17 protein-coding genes and 1 pseudogene are annotated in these 15,221 nt (G+C 62.3%); 15 read left to right on the top strand and 3 right to left on the bottom strand.

What is annotated here, in order from left to right:
* Window positions 1-21 precede the first annotated feature (21 nt).
* The 9 genes and pseudogenes from ACH2EI_RS12600 to truA all read left to right on the top strand — a co-directional run bounded on the left by ACH2EI_RS12600 (window position 22) and on the right by truA (window position 5,081).
* Window positions 22-699, top strand: coding sequence for a TetR/AcrR family transcriptional regulator (locus tag ACH2EI_RS12600; RefSeq protein ID WP_395153319.1), 678 nt, complete (start codon window positions 22-24; stop codon window positions 697-699).
* 297 nt (window positions 700-996) lie between these two features.
* Entirely contained in the window at window positions 997-1,221 is a 225-nt protein-coding gene (gene infA / locus ACH2EI_RS12595) for a translation initiation factor IF-1 (protein WP_395153325.1), read from the top strand.
* Window positions 1,222-1,230: 9 nt separating this feature from the next.
* The gene (gene rpmJ / locus ACH2EI_RS12590; protein WP_394928251.1) at window positions 1,231-1,344 is read left to right on the top strand and encodes a 50S ribosomal protein L36; all 114 of its coding nucleotides are present in this window, start codon (window positions 1,231-1,233) and stop codon (window positions 1,342-1,344) included.
* 24 nt (window positions 1,345-1,368) lie between these two features.
* On the top strand, window positions 1,369-1,749 hold the full coding sequence (gene rpsM / locus ACH2EI_RS12585) for a 30S ribosomal protein S13 (RefSeq protein WP_395153320.1): 381 nt from the start codon (window positions 1,369-1,371) through the stop codon (window positions 1,747-1,749).
* Complete coding sequence (gene rpsK, locus ACH2EI_RS12580) at window positions 1,749-2,144, top strand: 30S ribosomal protein S11 (RefSeq protein ID WP_394931985.1); 396 nt, start codon at window positions 1,749-1,751, stop codon at window positions 2,142-2,144. Before rpsM ends, rpsK begins: the two co-directional genes overlap by 1 nt.
* A 20-nt stretch (window positions 2,145-2,164) precedes the next feature.
* Complete coding sequence (gene rpsD, locus ACH2EI_RS12575) at window positions 2,165-2,782, top strand: 30S ribosomal protein S4 (RefSeq protein WP_394931984.1); 618 nt, start codon at window positions 2,165-2,167, stop codon at window positions 2,780-2,782.
* A gap of 94 nt (window positions 2,783-2,876) precedes the next feature.
* Window positions 2,877-3,800, top strand: coding sequence for a DNA-directed RNA polymerase subunit alpha (locus tag ACH2EI_RS12570; protein WP_395160274.1), 924 nt, complete (start codon window positions 2,877-2,879; stop codon window positions 3,798-3,800).
* 39 nt (window positions 3,801-3,839) lie between these two features.
* Window positions 3,840-4,205 (top strand): annotated as a pseudogene (gene rplQ / locus ACH2EI_RS12565) (50S ribosomal protein L17); the annotation flags it as partial.
* 39 nt (window positions 4,206-4,244) lie between these two features.
* Complete coding sequence (gene truA / locus ACH2EI_RS12560; RefSeq protein WP_395160272.1) at window positions 4,245-5,081, top strand: tRNA pseudouridine(38-40) synthase TruA; 837 nt, start codon at window positions 4,245-4,247, stop codon at window positions 5,079-5,081.
* Between the two features lie 31 nt (window positions 5,082-5,112).
* Here truA and ACH2EI_RS12555 read toward each other — a convergent pair whose 3' ends face one another.
* Both ACH2EI_RS12555 and ACH2EI_RS12550 read right to left on the bottom strand, forming a co-directional pair.
* The gene (locus ACH2EI_RS12555; protein WP_395160282.1) at window positions 5,113-6,366 is read right to left on the bottom strand and encodes an EAL domain-containing protein; all 1,254 of its coding nucleotides are present in this window, start codon (window positions 6,364-6,366) and stop codon (window positions 5,113-5,115) included.
* Window positions 6,338-7,177 (bottom strand): PAS domain-containing protein, encoded by an 840-nt coding sequence (locus ACH2EI_RS12550; protein ID WP_395160270.1) that lies wholly within the window; start codon window positions 7,175-7,177, stop codon window positions 6,338-6,340. The genes ACH2EI_RS12555 and ACH2EI_RS12550 overlap by 29 nt, the downstream gene beginning before the upstream one ends.
* Before the next feature lie 204 nt (window positions 7,178-7,381).
* Here ACH2EI_RS12550 and ACH2EI_RS12545 point away from each other — a divergent pair, with 204 nt between their 5' ends.
* From ACH2EI_RS12545 to glmM, 4 genes are all read left to right on the top strand, one after another.
* On the top strand, window positions 7,382-8,467 hold the full coding sequence (locus ACH2EI_RS12545; protein ID WP_395155440.1) for a glycosyltransferase: 1,086 nt from the start codon (window positions 7,382-7,384) through the stop codon (window positions 8,465-8,467).
* Between the two features lie 133 nt (window positions 8,468-8,600).
* Window positions 8,601-9,047 carry a 50S ribosomal protein L13 gene (gene rplM / locus ACH2EI_RS12540; protein WP_395155441.1) on the top strand — a complete coding sequence of 149 codons (447 nt, stop codon included), beginning with the start codon at window positions 8,601-8,603 and terminating at the stop codon, window positions 9,045-9,047.
* Between the two features lie 17 nt (window positions 9,048-9,064).
* On the top strand, window positions 9,065-9,460 hold the full coding sequence (rpsI, locus tag ACH2EI_RS12535) for a 30S ribosomal protein S9 (RefSeq protein WP_395155442.1): 396 nt from the start codon (window positions 9,065-9,067) through the stop codon (window positions 9,458-9,460).
* Between the two features lie 7 nt (window positions 9,461-9,467).
* The gene (gene glmM / locus ACH2EI_RS12530; protein WP_395160280.1) at window positions 9,468-10,826 is read left to right on the top strand and encodes a phosphoglucosamine mutase; all 1,359 of its coding nucleotides are present in this window, start codon (window positions 9,468-9,470) and stop codon (window positions 10,824-10,826) included.
* 66 nt (window positions 10,827-10,892) lie between these two features.
* Here glmM and ACH2EI_RS12525 read toward each other — a convergent pair whose 3' ends face one another.
* Window positions 10,893-11,198 carry a DUF4333 domain-containing protein gene (locus tag ACH2EI_RS12525; RefSeq protein WP_395160268.1) on the bottom strand — a complete coding sequence of 102 codons (306 nt, stop codon included), beginning with the start codon at window positions 11,196-11,198 and terminating at the stop codon, window positions 10,893-10,895.
* 225 nt (window positions 11,199-11,423) lie between these two features.
* Between ACH2EI_RS12525 and ACH2EI_RS12520 the strand changes: the two genes are divergently transcribed.
* Together ACH2EI_RS12520 and ACH2EI_RS12515 are read left to right on the top strand one after the other, a co-directional pair.
* Complete coding sequence (locus tag ACH2EI_RS12520) at window positions 11,424-14,753, top strand: SIS domain-containing protein (protein WP_395155661.1); 3,330 nt, start codon at window positions 11,424-11,426, stop codon at window positions 14,751-14,753.
* Between the two features lie 4 nt (window positions 14,754-14,757).
* A complete protein-coding gene (locus ACH2EI_RS12515; RefSeq protein WP_395155663.1) occupies window positions 14,758-15,123 on the top strand; it encodes a holo-ACP synthase in 366 nt (121 codons plus the stop codon).
* Window positions 15,124-15,221 lie beyond the last annotated feature (98 nt).

Raw genomic sequence — 15,221 nt, 5'->3', positions numbered from 1 at the left:
GCCGTCGTTCATACTGGGTGCGTGACGGAGACGGGCGAGACAGAGGGTGACGTGAAGCAGCCGTCTGCTCGTCGCCGTGGTCGTCCGCCGGCAACGGACTCGGCTGACACGAAGCGGGCCATTCTCGACTCCGCTCGACGGCTGTTCGCCGAACGCGGATATGGCGCGGTGACCAACAAAGACGTGGCCACAGCGGCCGGCATCACCACTGGCGCCCTGTATCACTATGTCGAATCGAAGCTCGATTTGTATCTCGAGGTCGACAGGGACATGCAGCGCACGATCTATACGCGTTTCCAAGATGCCGTCGGGAGCTCCGACAACTTCCTTGGCAAGCTGACAGCGGTGCTTGAGGCGTCGCATCAAATGGGTGTTGAAGATCCGTCGTTGGCGGGATTTGTTGGCGCGGTTCGAACCGACACCCGCCGCCATCCTGCAGTTGCCGAGCAGCTTGCTCGCTACGCCGAAGCACGTGAGCAATTCTTCGTTGACATCGTCGACGTCGGAATTGCCACAGGCGAGATCACGCCGCTCGCCAAGCCGGCCATGGTCGAATTCGTGCGCACCGTGCTGATCGGGTTGACCGAAACAGTCGGCATGTCGCCAGAACAGCATCGCCGAGCTATCGATGCCGTGACCGGCCTGCTACGCGGCACCATCTTCACCCCGTTGAGCTCAGAGGACGCGACAGTCGTTTGACTGCCGGTTGGTTGCCGGTTGGTTGCCGGTGGGTTGATGGTTGGTTGACGGTGGTTTCGGTGGCGCTGGTGTGGATGTCTGCCCGAAACCTCACGCCAGCACCGAACGTGTGCGCGACCTGGCGGCCGATATCACAGGTCACAGCGAAGTCCGCGGCTTTCGCGCTTCGGTTCGCGAAATGCGCCGCTACCATGGCACGCCGGTCTGCCCGCAGGCCGCGCGAGCGTGCCTGTGCGCACGGTCGTGGTGAATGCATGAAAATCAATCGCCCGGATCCACACAGGTGAGGAGAATCCCCTGCCAAAGCCAAAGGAAGATGCGATCGTGCTCGAGGGCGTGATCCTCGAATCACTTCCGAACGCCATGTTCAAGGTCAAACTTGAAAACGACCACGCAGTATTGGCTCACATCTCCGGAAAGATGCGGATGCACTACATCCGTATTCTCCCTGGCGACAAAGTGCAGGTGGAACTCACCCCCTACGACCTCACCCGAGGCCGTATTACGTACAGGTACAAGTAGAGAGAAACCATGAAAGTACGACCCAGCGTCAAAGCAATGTGCGACAACTGCAAGGTGATTCGTCGCCATCGCCGCATCATGGTCATCTGCACCAACCCCCGTCACAAACAGCGTCAAGGCTGAACAGGAAGCACGGTTAGAAGAACAATGGCACGTATTGCTGGCGTCGACATCCCCCGCGAAAAGCGGCTGGAAATCTCGCTCACCTACATCTTTGGCATTGGTCTGCCCACATCGCAGACCCTGTGCGCAGCACTCGAACTCGATCCCAACACCAAGGTGTCGAATCTGACCGAGGACGAGGTCAACAAGATCCGTTCGTACATCGATCAGAACCTCAAAATTGAGGGAGACCTGCGTCGCGATGTGCAGGGCGACATTAAGCGCAAGATCGAGATCGGCTGCCTCCAAGGCATCCGGCACCGCAAAGGCCTGCCCGTCCGTGGGCAGCGCACGCACACCAACGCTCGCACCCGTAAGGGTCCGAAGCGCACGGTTGCAAATAAGAAGAAGGCAGTGCGCAAGTAATGGCTAAGCAGACCGCAGCTCGTCGCCCTCGTAAGCGCGACCGCAAGAACGTCACCACTGGTGTCATCCACATTAAGTCGACGTTCAACAACACGATCGTCTCGATCACTGACCCGCAGGGCAATGTCATTGCCTGGGCATCGTCCGGTGCCGTGGGTTTCAAGGGCAGCCGCAAGAGCACGCCCTTCGCCGCACAGTTGGCCGCCGAGAAGGCCGCCCGCGCCGCTCAAGAGCACGGCCTGCGCCGCGCTGAAATTCAGGTGAAGGGCCCGGGTTCGGGCCGCGACACCGCCGTCCGTTCCATCCAGAACACTGGCATCGAGGTCATCTCGATCAAGGATGTCACCCCTGTTCCGCACAATGGCTGCCGCATGACCAAGCGTCGGCGCGGCTAGAGAAAAGAAGCGACTGAATCATGGCTCGTTACACCGGACCCAAGCTGCGCATCTCGCGTCGGCTGGGCGTCAACATCTTCGAAAACGAAAAGGGTCGGACCGTTCTTGAGCGCCGTCCGTTCCCGCCCGGCCAGCACGGCCGCACGCGTCGTCGAGGCAACTCTTCTGAGTACCTCGCACAGATGCAGGAGAAGCAGAAGGCCAAGTACATCTACGGTGTGCTCGAGCGTCAGTTTAAGAAGACCTACGAAGAGGCTAACAAGCTTCAGGGTCCGACAGGTGAAATCCTGTTGCAGCTCCTCGAGCGTCGTCTCGACAACATCGTGTACCGCGCTGGCTGGGGTTCGACCCGCCCCCAGGCACGTCAGTTCGTCAATCATGGCCTGATCCTCGTCGACGGCAAGCGTGTCGACATTGCCAGCTTCCGCGTCAAGCGGGGCCAGGTCATCTCCCTGTCCGCCAAGGCTGAGAAGATGATCGTTGTGCAGCACAACCGTGACACGCTCGATCGCAACCTCGTTGGCTGGCTCGAAGCTGGTGAAGGCGGCAAGCAGGTCACCGTGCGCACGCTCCCCGAGCGCGAACACATCGACGTGCCGGTCCGCGAGTCCCTCATCGTCGAGCTCTACTCCAAGTAGTCAGCTCGCCGCCGGATGTCCCGGCGCCTTGTATCTAGATATTTCTGTAACTCTCGAATACTGCAGTTGAAAGGCCCCGGCACCCATGCTCGTCATGCAGCGTCCCTCCATCGAAGCCCTCGGCGAAGAGTCGAACAACCGTCAGCGGTTTGCTGTCGGCCCGCTCGAGCCCGGCTTCGGCCACACGCTCGGCAACTCACTCCGTCGTACCCTCCTTTCGTCGATCCCCGGAGCCGCCATCGTGTCGGTCCGCTTCGACGAAGCACTGCACGAGTTCGACACGATCGGTGGCGTCACTGAAGACATCACCGACATCATCTTGAACTTGAAAGATGTCGTCGTCACCTGCCTGTCCGAAGAAGCTGTCACCCTGCGTCTCGACGCTCGCGGCGCCGCAGTTGTCACCGCTGGCGACATCGAGTGCCCGGCTGACGTCGAAGTGCTCAATAAGGACCTCCACATCGCAACACTCAACGCGAAAGGCCGCCTGGCCATCGACCTCACGGTCGAGCAGGGTCGTGGCTATATCTCGTCGAACCGCGAAGAAGAGAACCGCATCATCGGTGTTATCCCGATCGATGCAATCTTTAGCCCGGTCCGCCGTGTGTCCTTTACGGTGGAGCCGACTCGTGTCGAGCAGGCCACCAACTACGACCGCCTCGTCATGGAAATCGACACCGACGGTTCGATCAGCCCAGCCGAAGCACTTGCCTCGGCTGGCGCCACACTGCAAGCTCTGAGCGAACTCGTTGCTTCGATGAGCGATGAGCCGCAAGGTCTCGAGCTCGGCGAAATCGTTGACAACACGGTGTCGTCGCCTGACCTCGATCTGCCGATCGAAGACCTCGACCTTTCCGAGCGTCCGAACAACTGCCTCAAGCGGGCACAGGTCAACACAGTGGGCGAATTGCTCACCAAGACCGAAGACGACCTGCTCAACATCACCAACTTCGGCCAGAAGAGCCTCGACGAAGTGAAGGCCAAGCTCGACGAGCGTGGCCTCCAGCTTCGCGGCTGACGGTCACCCAGCCGGAACGTAAGAAACGGAATCTGAATCATGCCCACACCCCGCCGCTCACGTCGCTTCGGTAGCTCTGCAGCCCACCAGCGTCTCATGATGGCCAACCTCGCAGCGTCACTGTTCGCGGCCGAGGCCATCACCACCTCCGAAGCGAAGGCGAAGCACCTCCGCCCGATTGCGGAGAAGCTGATCACCAAGGCCAAGAAGGCTCAGGAAGAGGGCCCGATGCAGGTCCACCGGATCCGTCAGATCCAGGCTTTCCTCGGCGACCGCGAGATGACCTACAAGCTGGTCCACGAGGTGGCGCCCCGCTACATGGAGCGTCCGGGTGGCTACACCCGCATCCTCAAGATGGGCACACGTCACGGCGATAACGCCGAGATGGCCCGCATCGAACTCGTCTGAGTTCACACACAATCGAATGAATGAAGGCCTACGGGCATGATGGAGCCGGGCGTACTGGGGCGAGAGCTACGTAACGTCCGGCTCCTCGTCGCGTACGACGGCACTGATTTCCGTGGCTTTGCCCAGAGCGATGGCGTCAGGACGATCATGGGTGTGCTCACCGAAGCAGTCGCCCGGATTACACGGATGCCCGCCGAATCGCTCGAACTCGTCGGCTCTGGCCGCACTGATGCCGGTGTGCATGGCTGGGGCCAGGTCGTCAACGGATTGATTCCCGCCGATACCGATCTGCACCGATTGACGGCCAGCATCAACGCGCTACTCCGGCCCGAAGTTTCGGTGCGCGGGCCCGAGTGGGCCGACCCTGATTTCTCCGCTCGATTCTCGGCGACGTCGCGCACGTATCGCTACGCCATCTGGAACGACCGATCCCTGAACCCGCTGCTGTCCCGTCACGCTTGGCATCTCGGGCCACCGCTTGATGTCGATGCGATGAACGAGGCGGCGCTTGATCTCCTCGGCGATCATGACTTCTCGTCGTTTTGCCGCAAACCGAAGCCGGGACCCGGGTACTACGAGCCATCGATGAAGCGAACATTGCAGCTGGCACAGTGGACCCGTGAACCGTGGCACGACCTGAACCCGTCACCGCTGCTGCGCTTTGAAGTCACGGCCACGTCGTTCTGTCATCAGATGGTCCGCAGCATCGTCGGCACGCTCGTAGATGTCGGTTTCGGACGCCTCACCGCCGACTCGATGCCAGCGATTCTCGCTGAACACCACCGCAACGCTGCCGGCCAGGTCGCCCCGCCCCACGGCCTCACCTTCCATGGCGTTAGCTTCCTTGGCACCCGCTGGGACGCCCGAGCCTGAAACGGGATCAGCGGAACGGGACCGTCTCAGATCAGGTGCGGAGGGGGGCGGGGCGCGGAACGTCGTCAGAGATTGTGGGTGCGATGTTGGGGAGCATCGTCAGCAGCTCATCGGGCGGTACTGCGGGGGAGAATAGCCAACCCTGGAAGGCCTGACAGCCGAGTTCGAAGAGGCGGTCCCGCTGGTACGGGTGCTCGACACCCTCGGCGACGCAGGTGATCCGGAGGCTCTCGCTGAGGCCGATGATCGCTGTGGTCAGATTCGTAGCCGCCGCGTCGACGTCGATGCCGGCAACGAAACGACGGTCGATCTTGACGCCGTCGACCGGCAATTCAAGCAGGTGCGACAGGCTGGAGTAGCCGGTGCCGAAGTCGTCAATCGACACGTGTGTTCCGGCCCGCCGGAGTTGGTTCATGTTGGAGAGCGAAATGGCGCTGGGAGCGAGTAGGTCAGTCTCGGTGATCTCGACGACCATCTGTCTGGGTCGCACCTTCAGGCCTGCGCAGTGGTTCAAGAAGGAATGGCCGAACGACAGCGAGGCAATCATCTTGGGGTTGACATTGACGTGTACTGCAATGCCTCCGTGACCAGCCCGGTCGAGGCGATGTGCGAATTGCAGCGCCATTTCCAGCACACGATCGTCGACTGCTTCAGCGAGTCCGGCCATCTGCGCGAGTGGCAAAATCTCACCGACGCCGAGCACGCCGCGGACGGGGTGGACCCACCGGACGAGCGCCTCGACAGCCGTCACCGTGCCCCGCACGTCGACGATGGGCTGGAAGAAAGGCTGAATCTGGCCATTATCGAGAGATGCACGGAGTTGATCGAGCTGCGCGCGGCGCTCGTTGATCGCATCGAATGAGATGCCGCCGGATTCGGGATCCGTGTTTCGCTTGATCGACATCAACTCATTCGAAGCGCTGACGAGGAGGGAATCGAGCGCTCTGGGTGTCGGATCGAATGCCGTGGCGGTGCGGATCGCAAAGTTGACCTCTTGGTCTTCGAGAATGATCGATTGGCCAACTTCGCGCTGGACCCGTTCGCGCAACTCTTCGACCGTCCCGACGCTCGAGGAACGAATGGCCAAGACGAACTCGTCGCTGCCGACGCGGGCGGAGATCAGACCCGGCAAGCGAACGTTGTCGATTCGTTCGGCTACAGCAGAAATCACTGCGTCACCGACCGGCTCACCGTACAGCTCGTTAATCGAACGGAAATTCACGATATCGACCACCAGAATGCCAAGGCCACCGCCGTCAGCCAACATGGCTCGGGCCGCCTGCATGAAGCCATCTCGGTTGAGGAGCCCCGTGCGGTTGTCGTGAAATGCAAGGAAGTCGACGCGTTCGCGAGCATCGACGAGTGCTGAGGCGATCCGTCCACTGACGATGTAACCGTTGACCGTTGGATCGTCGAGCAAATTGTTCACGGTGAATTCCCAAACCTGGTGGACGCCGTCGCCGGAACGTAGCCGTGCCTCGAAGTCGCTGGAGGCGTTCGGGGGGGGTTGTTTGCACTCGTTCGTGGACACGGTCGCAGTCGTCCGGGTGGAGGTACGAGACGAATGGCTGGCTCCGCATGAGCTCCGGGTCATGGCCGAGCAGGCGAGTGGCGGCACCGTTGATCGAAAGGACCAGCCCGTCTTGCGAGAGCAGCGTGACCATTCCTTGCATGTTGTTCATGACGGACCGGAGCATGTCGACGTCACCCTGGTCGAAGTCGAGTTGGTGACGATCAGTCGTGTCGCGAGCGACGATGACGATGAGGTCCTCGCCGGCATCGGATTGCTGCATGGCGGCGCGCAACTCAAGGTTGATCCATGTGCCGCGACCGTGGCGTGCACGAATGCGGAGCAGTTGGCCAGATTTCTTGCTGGTCGCGGTGTCCATCAAGACAGCGACCAGATTCAGATCATCCGGATGGACGAGGAGGAGTATCGATGTGCCAACCACAGCAACCAAATCCCAACCGAGAACTTCAGTCGCTCGCTCGTTCGCGTAGTGCACCACGCCAGATGTGTCGATTGCGAGGACCGGATCGCCCAGCGCTTCGATCGACGGACTGGACGGGACGGACGGCGCGTCCGTGGCGTTCATCGTGCGCCTGGATCGCCCCGACGGGGACTGACCTGGTGCGGATTTTCTTGGAACATCGTGACTCATGGCGACCTCACATGAAATGTACTCGCTGAGCAAGAAGTGAGTTGGTTCCACCGCGACGAGCACGTGCGCCTGCACCCTGTTCTGATCGCAGGGTGAACATGGTGGAATATGCCAGACCACCTGGCCGTTGATCACGATATGGATGGTTTACGTATCCTCATCGCATCGACGCCGGTCGGTGCGCTTGGCTCAGGTATCGGTGGCGGCGTCGAGCTGACATTACACAACCTCGTGTATGGCCTCGGTTTGCGGGGGCACCACGTGGAAGTGGTGGCGCCAACGAACTCGCTCTACGTGGGCGAGCGAGTCCATCAGATCGATGGAGTGCTGCAGGCCAGTGCCCAAGGACTTGGTCGAGGGGCCTCGACAGCGTTGCCGGCGGGCTCGGTACTCGAAGCAATGTGGTCACACATTGCTTGTCTCCAACACGAGGCCGATGTGATCATCAACCTTGCCTACGACTGGTTGCCCTACTACCTGACGCACTTCCTTGATGTCCCGGTGTTGCACGTGGTGTCGATGGGTTCACTCAGCGATGCGATGGACCACGTGATCACGGAGGTCGAGCGGCTGCACCCGGGTCGCCTGGCAGTCCACAGTGCGGCGCAGGCTGCGACATTTCCTGACCCAAGCATCTTCCGGGTTGTCGGAAATGGCATCGTGGCTGAGCGGTACGACGTTCAGTTGACGGTGCCCGACGACGCCCCACTTGGCTTTGTCGGTCGAATTTCACCTGAAAAGGGGCTCGAAGATGTTGCTGAGCTGTCGGCGCGGACCGGACAGCGGGTGCTCGTCTGGGGGATGCTCCAAGATGAGGCGTACTGGCATCGGATCCAAGCCGACTACCCGCAGGCGAACCTCCAATACCAGGGGTTCCTGCCGACCGACGACCTGCAGGCGCAGCTGGGTGCGTGTGCGGCACTGGTGATGACACCCAAGTGGGTGGAGGCATTCGGCAATGTGGCGGTCGAGGCCATGGCGGTTGGTGTTCCGGTGATCGCGTACGACCGTGGCGGCCCGGCCGAGATCGTCGACGACGGTGTCACCGGTTTCGTGGTTCCGGCCGACGACATCGAGGCGCTCGTCGCAGCGGTCGAGCGTGTCGGCGAAATCGACCGTGCTGCATGTCGGCAGCGGGTTGACGACGAGTACTCGTCGGTCGCGATGGCTGATCGGGTGCTGGCGTGGATTGATGATGTCCTTGCCGCAACTGTGCGTGTGTGACGCGCGCACGTTGGCTCCCTCAGACGCACGCCGTATCATTGCGCGGTTCCGTGGACCAGATCGCTTGCGCGATCTGCCCTTGGATGCTGCACCTGCAGTCGGATCCACTTCGAATCGAGACGAGCAAACGGCCATGGCCACATACACACCGAAAGCAAGCGAAATCACCCGCGACTGGCACGTCGTCGACGCGGAGAACATGGTCCTCGGACGCATGGCCACCGAAGTCGCCCGCCTCCTGCGCGGTAAGCACAAGCCGATCTTCGCCCAGCACATGGACACGGGCGACCACGTCATCATCATCAACGCCGACAAGGTCATCATGACCTCGGATAAGGCCAACCGCCAGATGATCTATACCCACTCGGGTTACCCGGGCGGTATTAAGAGCGAGTCGTTCGCTCACTTCCACGCACGCAAGCCCGCCGACGCAGTCCGTCGGTCGATTCGCGGCATGCTCCCCAAGGGCCCGCTCGGCCGCCAGCAGCTCACGAAGCTCAAGGTGTACGCAGGCCCGAACCATCCGCATGGGTCGCAGTCGCCCAAGACATTCGAAATCGCTGGCGCGAAGCGTCGCTGAGAACAGGACACAGAACAATGGCAACAGTACCCCTGACCCAAACCACCGGCCGCCGCAAGCGCGCCGTCGCCCGTGCCCAGCTTCGGCCCGGCACTGGCCAGTTCCTGATCAACGGCAAGGCACTCGACGTGTACTTCCCGACAGCGGCCTCGCGGATGGTCGTCACGGAGGCCCTCACGGTCACCGAGACCACCGAGTCGTATGACATTACGGCGAGGATCCATGGCGGCGGCATTAGCGGCCAGGCCGGTGCACTGCGCATGGCTATCGCTCGTTCGCTGCTCGAACTTGATCCCGAGAGCCGTGGCACGCTGAAGTCGGCTGGTCTGCTTACTCGCGACTCCCGTAAGAAGGAATCCAAGAAGTACGGCCTCAAGAAGGCTCGTAAGGCACCTCAGTTCACTAAGCGCTGATCGCAGCCTGGCGATGAAATTCGGTACCGATGGCGTCCGTGGCGCCGCCAATACCGAACTCACCGCCGATTTCGCATTGAACCTGGGTCGCGCTGCGGCCCAGGTTCTTTCGCGTCTGGGGGCAGGTTCAGACGACCCAGGTTCGATCGACGGGGCACCTCGCGACATTGTGGTGCTCGGCGGCGACACCCGCGAGTCAACTCCGATGTTCCGCGCTGCGCTTGCAGCTGGGTTCGCCGCTGAGGGCGTCGACGTCATCGACATGGTCACCGCAACCACGCCACTCGTGGCGTTCGAAGCGCAACGGCTCGGCGTGATGGGCGCTGTCATCTCCGCCTCCCACAACCCGTTCGGGGACAACGGCATCAAGCTGTTTGCGCCCGGTGGAACGAAGCTTCCCGACGACGTCGAAGCACAGATCGAAACGGCGCTCGACCAGCTTGGCGATCCCGGCACCTCCATCGGCCGGATCGGTGTTCATCACGACGCGACGCACTACGTCGAACACGTGCTCGCGATGTTGGGCGGCCGCGACCTCAGGGGCATCAAGGTCGTGCTCGACACAGCCAACGGTGCCGGAACTACTGTTGCGCCTGACGTGCTGCGCGCATCAGGCGCCGAGGTGATCGTCATCGCCAACGAGCCTGACGGCCGCAACATCAATGCTGGCTGTGGTGCGACGTATCCGGAATTCGTCGCCGCTGCAGTCCTTGAACACGGTGCCGACATGGGCGTCGCCCTCGACGGCGATGCGGATCGGCTGATTGCGGTCGATCACACGGGCACTGTTGTCGACGGCGACCACATCATTGCCATCTGCGCTGCCGATCTACGAGCGCGCGGTCAACTCGCCCACGACACGGTGGTGGTCACGGTGATGACCAATCTGGGTTTCCGTCTGGCGATGGAAGCAACGGGCATCCACGTTGTCGAGACCGGCGTCGGTGACCGCTACGTCCTCGAAGCACTCGGAGCGGGCGGCTACTCGCTCGGTGGCGAGCAGAGCGGACACGTCATTTTTGCCGACCATGCCACGACCGGCGACGGGCTCCTCACTGCGGTGGCAATGATCGACATCGTCAAGCGGTCAGGAACCACGCTCGAAGCAATCGCGTCCCGAGCCATGACTTCTCTCCCCCAGGTACTCGTCAACGTTCGGGTGGGCGAACGGGTTCCAGATGTGGCGGTTCGCCTCCGTGACGAGATCGCCGCTGTCGAAGCCGAACTCGGTGCAACCGGTCGAGTCCTCGTACGGGCGAGCGGCACGGAGCCGTTGATCCGTGTGATGGTTGAAGCAGCGACGGCAGAGCGCGCTCAGGCCGCTGCCGATCAACTCGCAGCAGCCGCCCGCTTACGTTTCAGCTGAGCGGTCACACTGTGCCAGGCACAGTGTGACCGCAACAGATCTGCTGGCCGAGAGGCTGGGGGAGAATCAGCCTTCGGGTGCGTCGTCGACAACGATGTCGAAGAGGGCCACGTCATTGTCGACGCTGGTCACCGTGAGGGTCAGTCCGAAGGTCGTGTCGTCTGTCGTGAGCGTGCAGCGCACTTCGGCGCCGACCTCTCCGGGCAACGCATCGGGACAGTCGACGCTGTCGGGGGCTTGACCGACGGTCTCTTCAAGCTGGGTGGAAACTAATGCTTCCAGGTCGGCGGTGCTCACTGAACCGGAGCCGCACGCAGCGAGCCCGAAGGCAAGGGTGACTGAGATAATGGTAAACGCACGACGTGTAAACATGATTTCCCTTTCCAAGAAATATAGGAGGAGCGAAGTTACCGCTCGCCTGAACTCCTCTCCAACACTTCTGACCTCCTGTTGTCATGTTTGTCCGGAAGCGGTCACTGGTCGACGCACCCCTGCGCAAGTGATCTAAACGGTCACACTGTGCCAGGCACAGTGTGACCGGCGAGCGGTGCTGGCCCTCGGTAGCCTGGCCTGCCTATGTGCGGCATCATCGGCATCGTGAGTCGTCCACCCACGCGTGAGACGCCGACGGCAGATCAAATCCTGGGTGGCCTTGACGCAGCGCTTGCCGCTCGCCCCAACGCACTGGCAGTCGCAGGTGAAGCCGGCGCAGTCAACTCGATGCTCAAGGGGCTCCCGGGCGTCCTCGCGCTCGCAGGCCAGGTCGACCTCCTAGCGTCGATCACCAGCCGGACCGATCAGCTCATGGCCTTCGCTGCTGAGATCGAGTCGAGCCTCGACACGAACGACGCAGGCCTCGACGCCGACGCACTCGAGCGGGCGAGCGCCGACCTGATCACGCTGAAGGATTCTGTGTGGACGATCGCGAACGATCGTCTGCGGACTGTTCGCGAGGTGACTGCGCTTGCCGGCCCGGCAGCGTCGACATCTTCGCTCTCTGGTTACCTGGTCGTCCAGCAGGCGTTCTCGTCGATCGATCGACTCGAAGTACGCGGCCGCGATTCTGCTGGCGTGCACCTGTACGTGTGGGGCCACAACATAGAGGCCGGAGCGCTGTCCACGCTGCTCGCTGACCGCGGTACCGACCCATTGTTTCAGTCGAACTCCGTCGAGGTGTCGGGAGACTCGCTGTCGTTCGTCTACAAGGCCGCTGCCGAGATCGGTGAACTTGGTGACAACACGGCTGCGCTCCGGGCCGACCTCGCAGGTGATGCGCTGCTCCGCCGTGCCCTCCAGTCCCCTGACGCTCGCGTCGCTCTGCTGGGCCACACTCGCTGGGCCAGCGTCGGCATTATCTCCGAGCCGAACGCACACCCGGTCAACTCGGCCGAGCAGGAGATGCCGGGCGGCACCGCAGCTCCCTACGTCGTCGCTGCGCTCAATGGCGACGTCGACAATCACGCCGACCTGCGCGCCGAGCACAGCCTCCGCATCGCTACGCCGATCACCACCGATGCCAAGGTGATCCCGATGCTGATGTCGCGGCATCTCGGCGAAGGCGTTGCGCCGGTCGAGTCGTTCCGTCGAACTGTCGCCGCATTCGAAGGTTCCATTGCGATAGGCGTAGCGACGGCCAGCGCGCCGTCGACACTCTTCCTCGCATTGCGCGGCAGCGGCCAGGGTCTGTACATCGGCCTCGGCGACGACTGCTTCATCGTGGCGAGCGAGCCGTACGGAGTGGTCGAGGAAACCCAGCGTTATGTCCGGATGGACGGCGAGCAGGGCGGCGAGATCGTGATGCTCGATGGCGCTGCTGCCGGCGACCTCGACGGAATTACGCGACTCTCCTACGACGGTGGCGACTTGCCGCTGAGCGACGCTGACATCGCCTATGCAGAAGTGACCACGCGCGACATCGACCGCGGCGATGCACCCCACTTCTTGCTCAAGGAGATCACCGAGTCGCCGAACAGCTTCGCCAAGACCCTGCGCGGCAAGATCACCGGTGAGAGCGACGCGCTGCGCGCAGTCGTTGGCGAGCGAGCGCTCCCTGCAGTAATCCGCGAACGTCTCGCTGACGGCACGATCACTCGCATCCGCGTGATCGGCCAGGGCACCGCAGCGGTCGCCGGCCAAAGCACCGCAGCAATTCTCGACGAGCTCACGGGCTCGGCGCTCGACGTCGATGCGATCACCGCAACCGAGTTGTCCGGTTTCCACATGCGGCTGGACATGAGTGACACGTTGGCGATCGCAGTCAGCCAGTCAGGCACCACCACCGATACGAATCGCACCGTCGATCTCCTACGCGGCCGCGGTGCGATGGTGATCGGCATTGTCAACCGGCGCGGGTCTGACCTGACCGACAAGGCCGACGGTGTGCTCTACACCTCGGATGGCCGCGATGTCGAGATGTCGGTGGCGTCGACCAAGGCCTTCTACGCACAGGTGGCGGCCGGTGCCGTGCTGTCATGCGCAATTGCTGAAGCCGCCTCGCTGGGCGAGCCGAAGCGCCGTCACCAGCTCCTCACGGCGCTCCGCGAACTGCCCGATGCAATGCGCGAGGTGCTCGAACGCCGTCCGGTGATCGCGCAAGCCGCCCGACTCGCTCCGCCGAAGCGCTACTGGGCAGTCGTCGGGAACGGTCCGAACAAGGTCGCGGCCGAAGAGGTCCGAATCAAGCTCAGCGAGCTCTGTTACAAGTCGATGGCGTGTGACTCGACTGAGGACAAGAAGCACATTGACCTCTCCTCGGAGCCGTTAATCCTCGTGTGCGCCGCCGGTTTGGTCGGCTCGACCGCCGACGACGTCGCCAAGGAAGTAGCGATCTTTAAGGCGCATAAGGCGACGCCGATAGTCGTGGCTAACGACGGCGAAACCCGCTACAACGCCGATGCCACGATCTACGTGCCGCCGGTCGACCCGGCGCTCGGATTCATCCTGTCGGCGATGGTCGGGCACCTGTTCGGGTACGAGGCGGCGCTTGCAATCGATGCCTCGGCGCTGCCGCTGCGAGAGGCCCGTGAGGTCGTTGAGCATCTTGCCGGTCGGGTTCTTTCCGGCGACGAATTACTCGAACTCGTCGCCGCCGCCATGCCGCAGCCAGCTGCAGCGTTCCACAACGGGCTGCGCTCAGGTCTGTACGACGGTCATCTCGAAGCGTCGACAGCAGTGCAGCTGTCGCGCATCTTCGATGATGTTCTCGCTGACCGTCCTGTCGAGCAGTATCAGCGACAGACCGGCAAGGTCGGCACGCCGGTGGCACTCATCGACGACCTGGTTGCCGCACTCAGTCGGGCCATCGACGAATTGACGCGGCCCGTCGACACGATCAAGCACCAGGCCAAGACCGTCACCGTCGGTATCTCGCGCAGCGACGAGGGCATCATTGGCCGTCCGCTCGTCCAAGCTGTCCTGAACGCCGGAGCAGGTCGTGACGTTCTCAGCTATCGGACGCTCAAAATCCTCGCTGACCTCGACCCAGCCATCGCTGAAGTTCGCGGGTTCACGCGATACGCCATCGACGGTGACTCGATCTCGGTGATTGACCGAGGTGGCATCTCACTGGAGTTGGAGAGTCGTGTCGTCGGAAATGCCGAGTTGCGCGGCACGAAGCATCGGATTGCTTCCGAACGCGAAGTACTCGTCGCGCAGGGGCGAAGTGACGGTCGCACCGTCATCTTCATCCCTGAAGTGAAGTCCGGTGAGGCTGTTGGAATCACACTGTTGCATGTGGCGTTCCACGAACTGCTCCCTGCCGACGACATGCGCGGCGTGCTCCAGGGCTACGACCGTCGCTACGACCGCCTCGTTGACTGGGTCACCGAAACCGAAGGCAGCTTCGATGACTCGCTGCTCGCCAAGTTGTCCGTGCAGGAACTGCTCGTCGGTCCGATCTCCGACGCCGCCAATTACTGGCGTTCGTGACCCGATGATCGGCATCGGGATCGACGTCGTCGACATTGAGCGGTTTCGCATGTCGCTGCAGCGGACCCCTTCGATGCGGACGCGGCTCTTCACGCCCATCGAACTGGCCTACGTCGAACCTCAGGTCGATCCGGTCCCATCTCTGGCTGCACGGTTCGCTGCGCGCGAAGCTGTCATGAAGGCCTTGGGTCTTGGCCTCGGTGCCTTTGGGTTTCACGAGGTGTGGGTTGAGCGAGCCGAATCGGGTAGGCCGAGCCTGGGGTTCGCCGGCCGAGCTGCCGAACTGTCTGCCAAGGCAGGTGTGACCACCTGGCACCTGAGCCTCACCCACAGTGATCTGGTCGCCGCTGCTTACGTTGTGTGTGAGTAGCTCCTTCGTCGCTCCTCTACGGCTGCGCCGCTCACCTCCTTCGTCGGTGCACACAAGTCTCAGGCCTGCGGCCTGACTCGCTCACGCTCGGGGGACGG

The organism is Ilumatobacter sp. (genome assembly GCF_041688325.1).
Taxonomy (GTDB): Bacteria; Actinomycetota; Acidimicrobiia; order Acidimicrobiales; family Ilumatobacteraceae; genus Ilumatobacter_A.
The sequence above is the reverse complement of the archived record's forward strand: the minus strand, read 5'-3'. Positions and strand labels throughout refer to the sequence as shown.

What these genes read in the sequence shown, in the direction of transcription:
- rpmJ (WP_394928251.1), top strand. Translation starts at nt 1,231, where the DNA reads ATGAAAGTACGACCCAGCGTCAAAGCAATGTGCGACAACTGCAAGGTG.
- rpsM (WP_395153320.1), top strand. Translation starts at nt 1,369, where the DNA reads ATGGCACGTATTGCTGGCGTCGACATCCCCCGCGAAAAGCGGCTGGAA.
- rpsK (WP_394931985.1), top strand. Translation starts at nt 1,749, where the DNA reads ATGGCTAAGCAGACCGCAGCTCGTCGCCCTCGTAAGCGCGACCGCAAG.
- rpsD (WP_394931984.1), top strand. Translation starts at nt 2,165, where the DNA reads ATGGCTCGTTACACCGGACCCAAGCTGCGCATCTCGCGTCGGCTGGGC.
- ACH2EI_RS12570 (WP_395160274.1), top strand. Translation starts at nt 2,877, where the DNA reads ATGCAGCGTCCCTCCATCGAAGCCCTCGGCGAAGAGTCGAACAACCGT.
- truA (WP_395160272.1), top strand. Translation starts at nt 4,245, where the DNA reads ATGATGGAGCCGGGCGTACTGGGGCGAGAGCTACGTAACGTCCGGCTC.
- ACH2EI_RS12555 (WP_395160282.1), bottom strand. Translation starts at nt 6,366, where the DNA reads ATGCAGGCGGCCCGAGCCATGTTGGCTGACGGCGGTGGCCTTGGCATT.
- ACH2EI_RS12550 (WP_395160270.1), bottom strand. Translation starts at nt 7,177, where the DNA reads ATGAACGCCACGGACGCGCCGTCCGTCCCGTCCAGTCCGTCGATCGAA.
- ACH2EI_RS12545 (WP_395155440.1), top strand. Translation starts at nt 7,382, where the DNA reads ATGGATGGTTTACGTATCCTCATCGCATCGACGCCGGTCGGTGCGCTT.
- rplM (WP_395155441.1), top strand. Translation starts at nt 8,601, where the DNA reads ATGGCCACATACACACCGAAAGCAAGCGAAATCACCCGCGACTGGCAC.
- rpsI (WP_395155442.1), top strand. Translation starts at nt 9,065, where the DNA reads ATGGCAACAGTACCCCTGACCCAAACCACCGGCCGCCGCAAGCGCGCC.
- ACH2EI_RS12525 (WP_395160268.1), bottom strand. Translation starts at nt 11,198, where the DNA reads ATGTTTACACGTCGTGCGTTTACCATTATCTCAGTCACCCTTGCCTTC.
- ACH2EI_RS12515 (WP_395155663.1), top strand. Translation starts at nt 14,758, where the DNA reads ATGATCGGCATCGGGATCGACGTCGTCGACATTGAGCGGTTTCGCATG.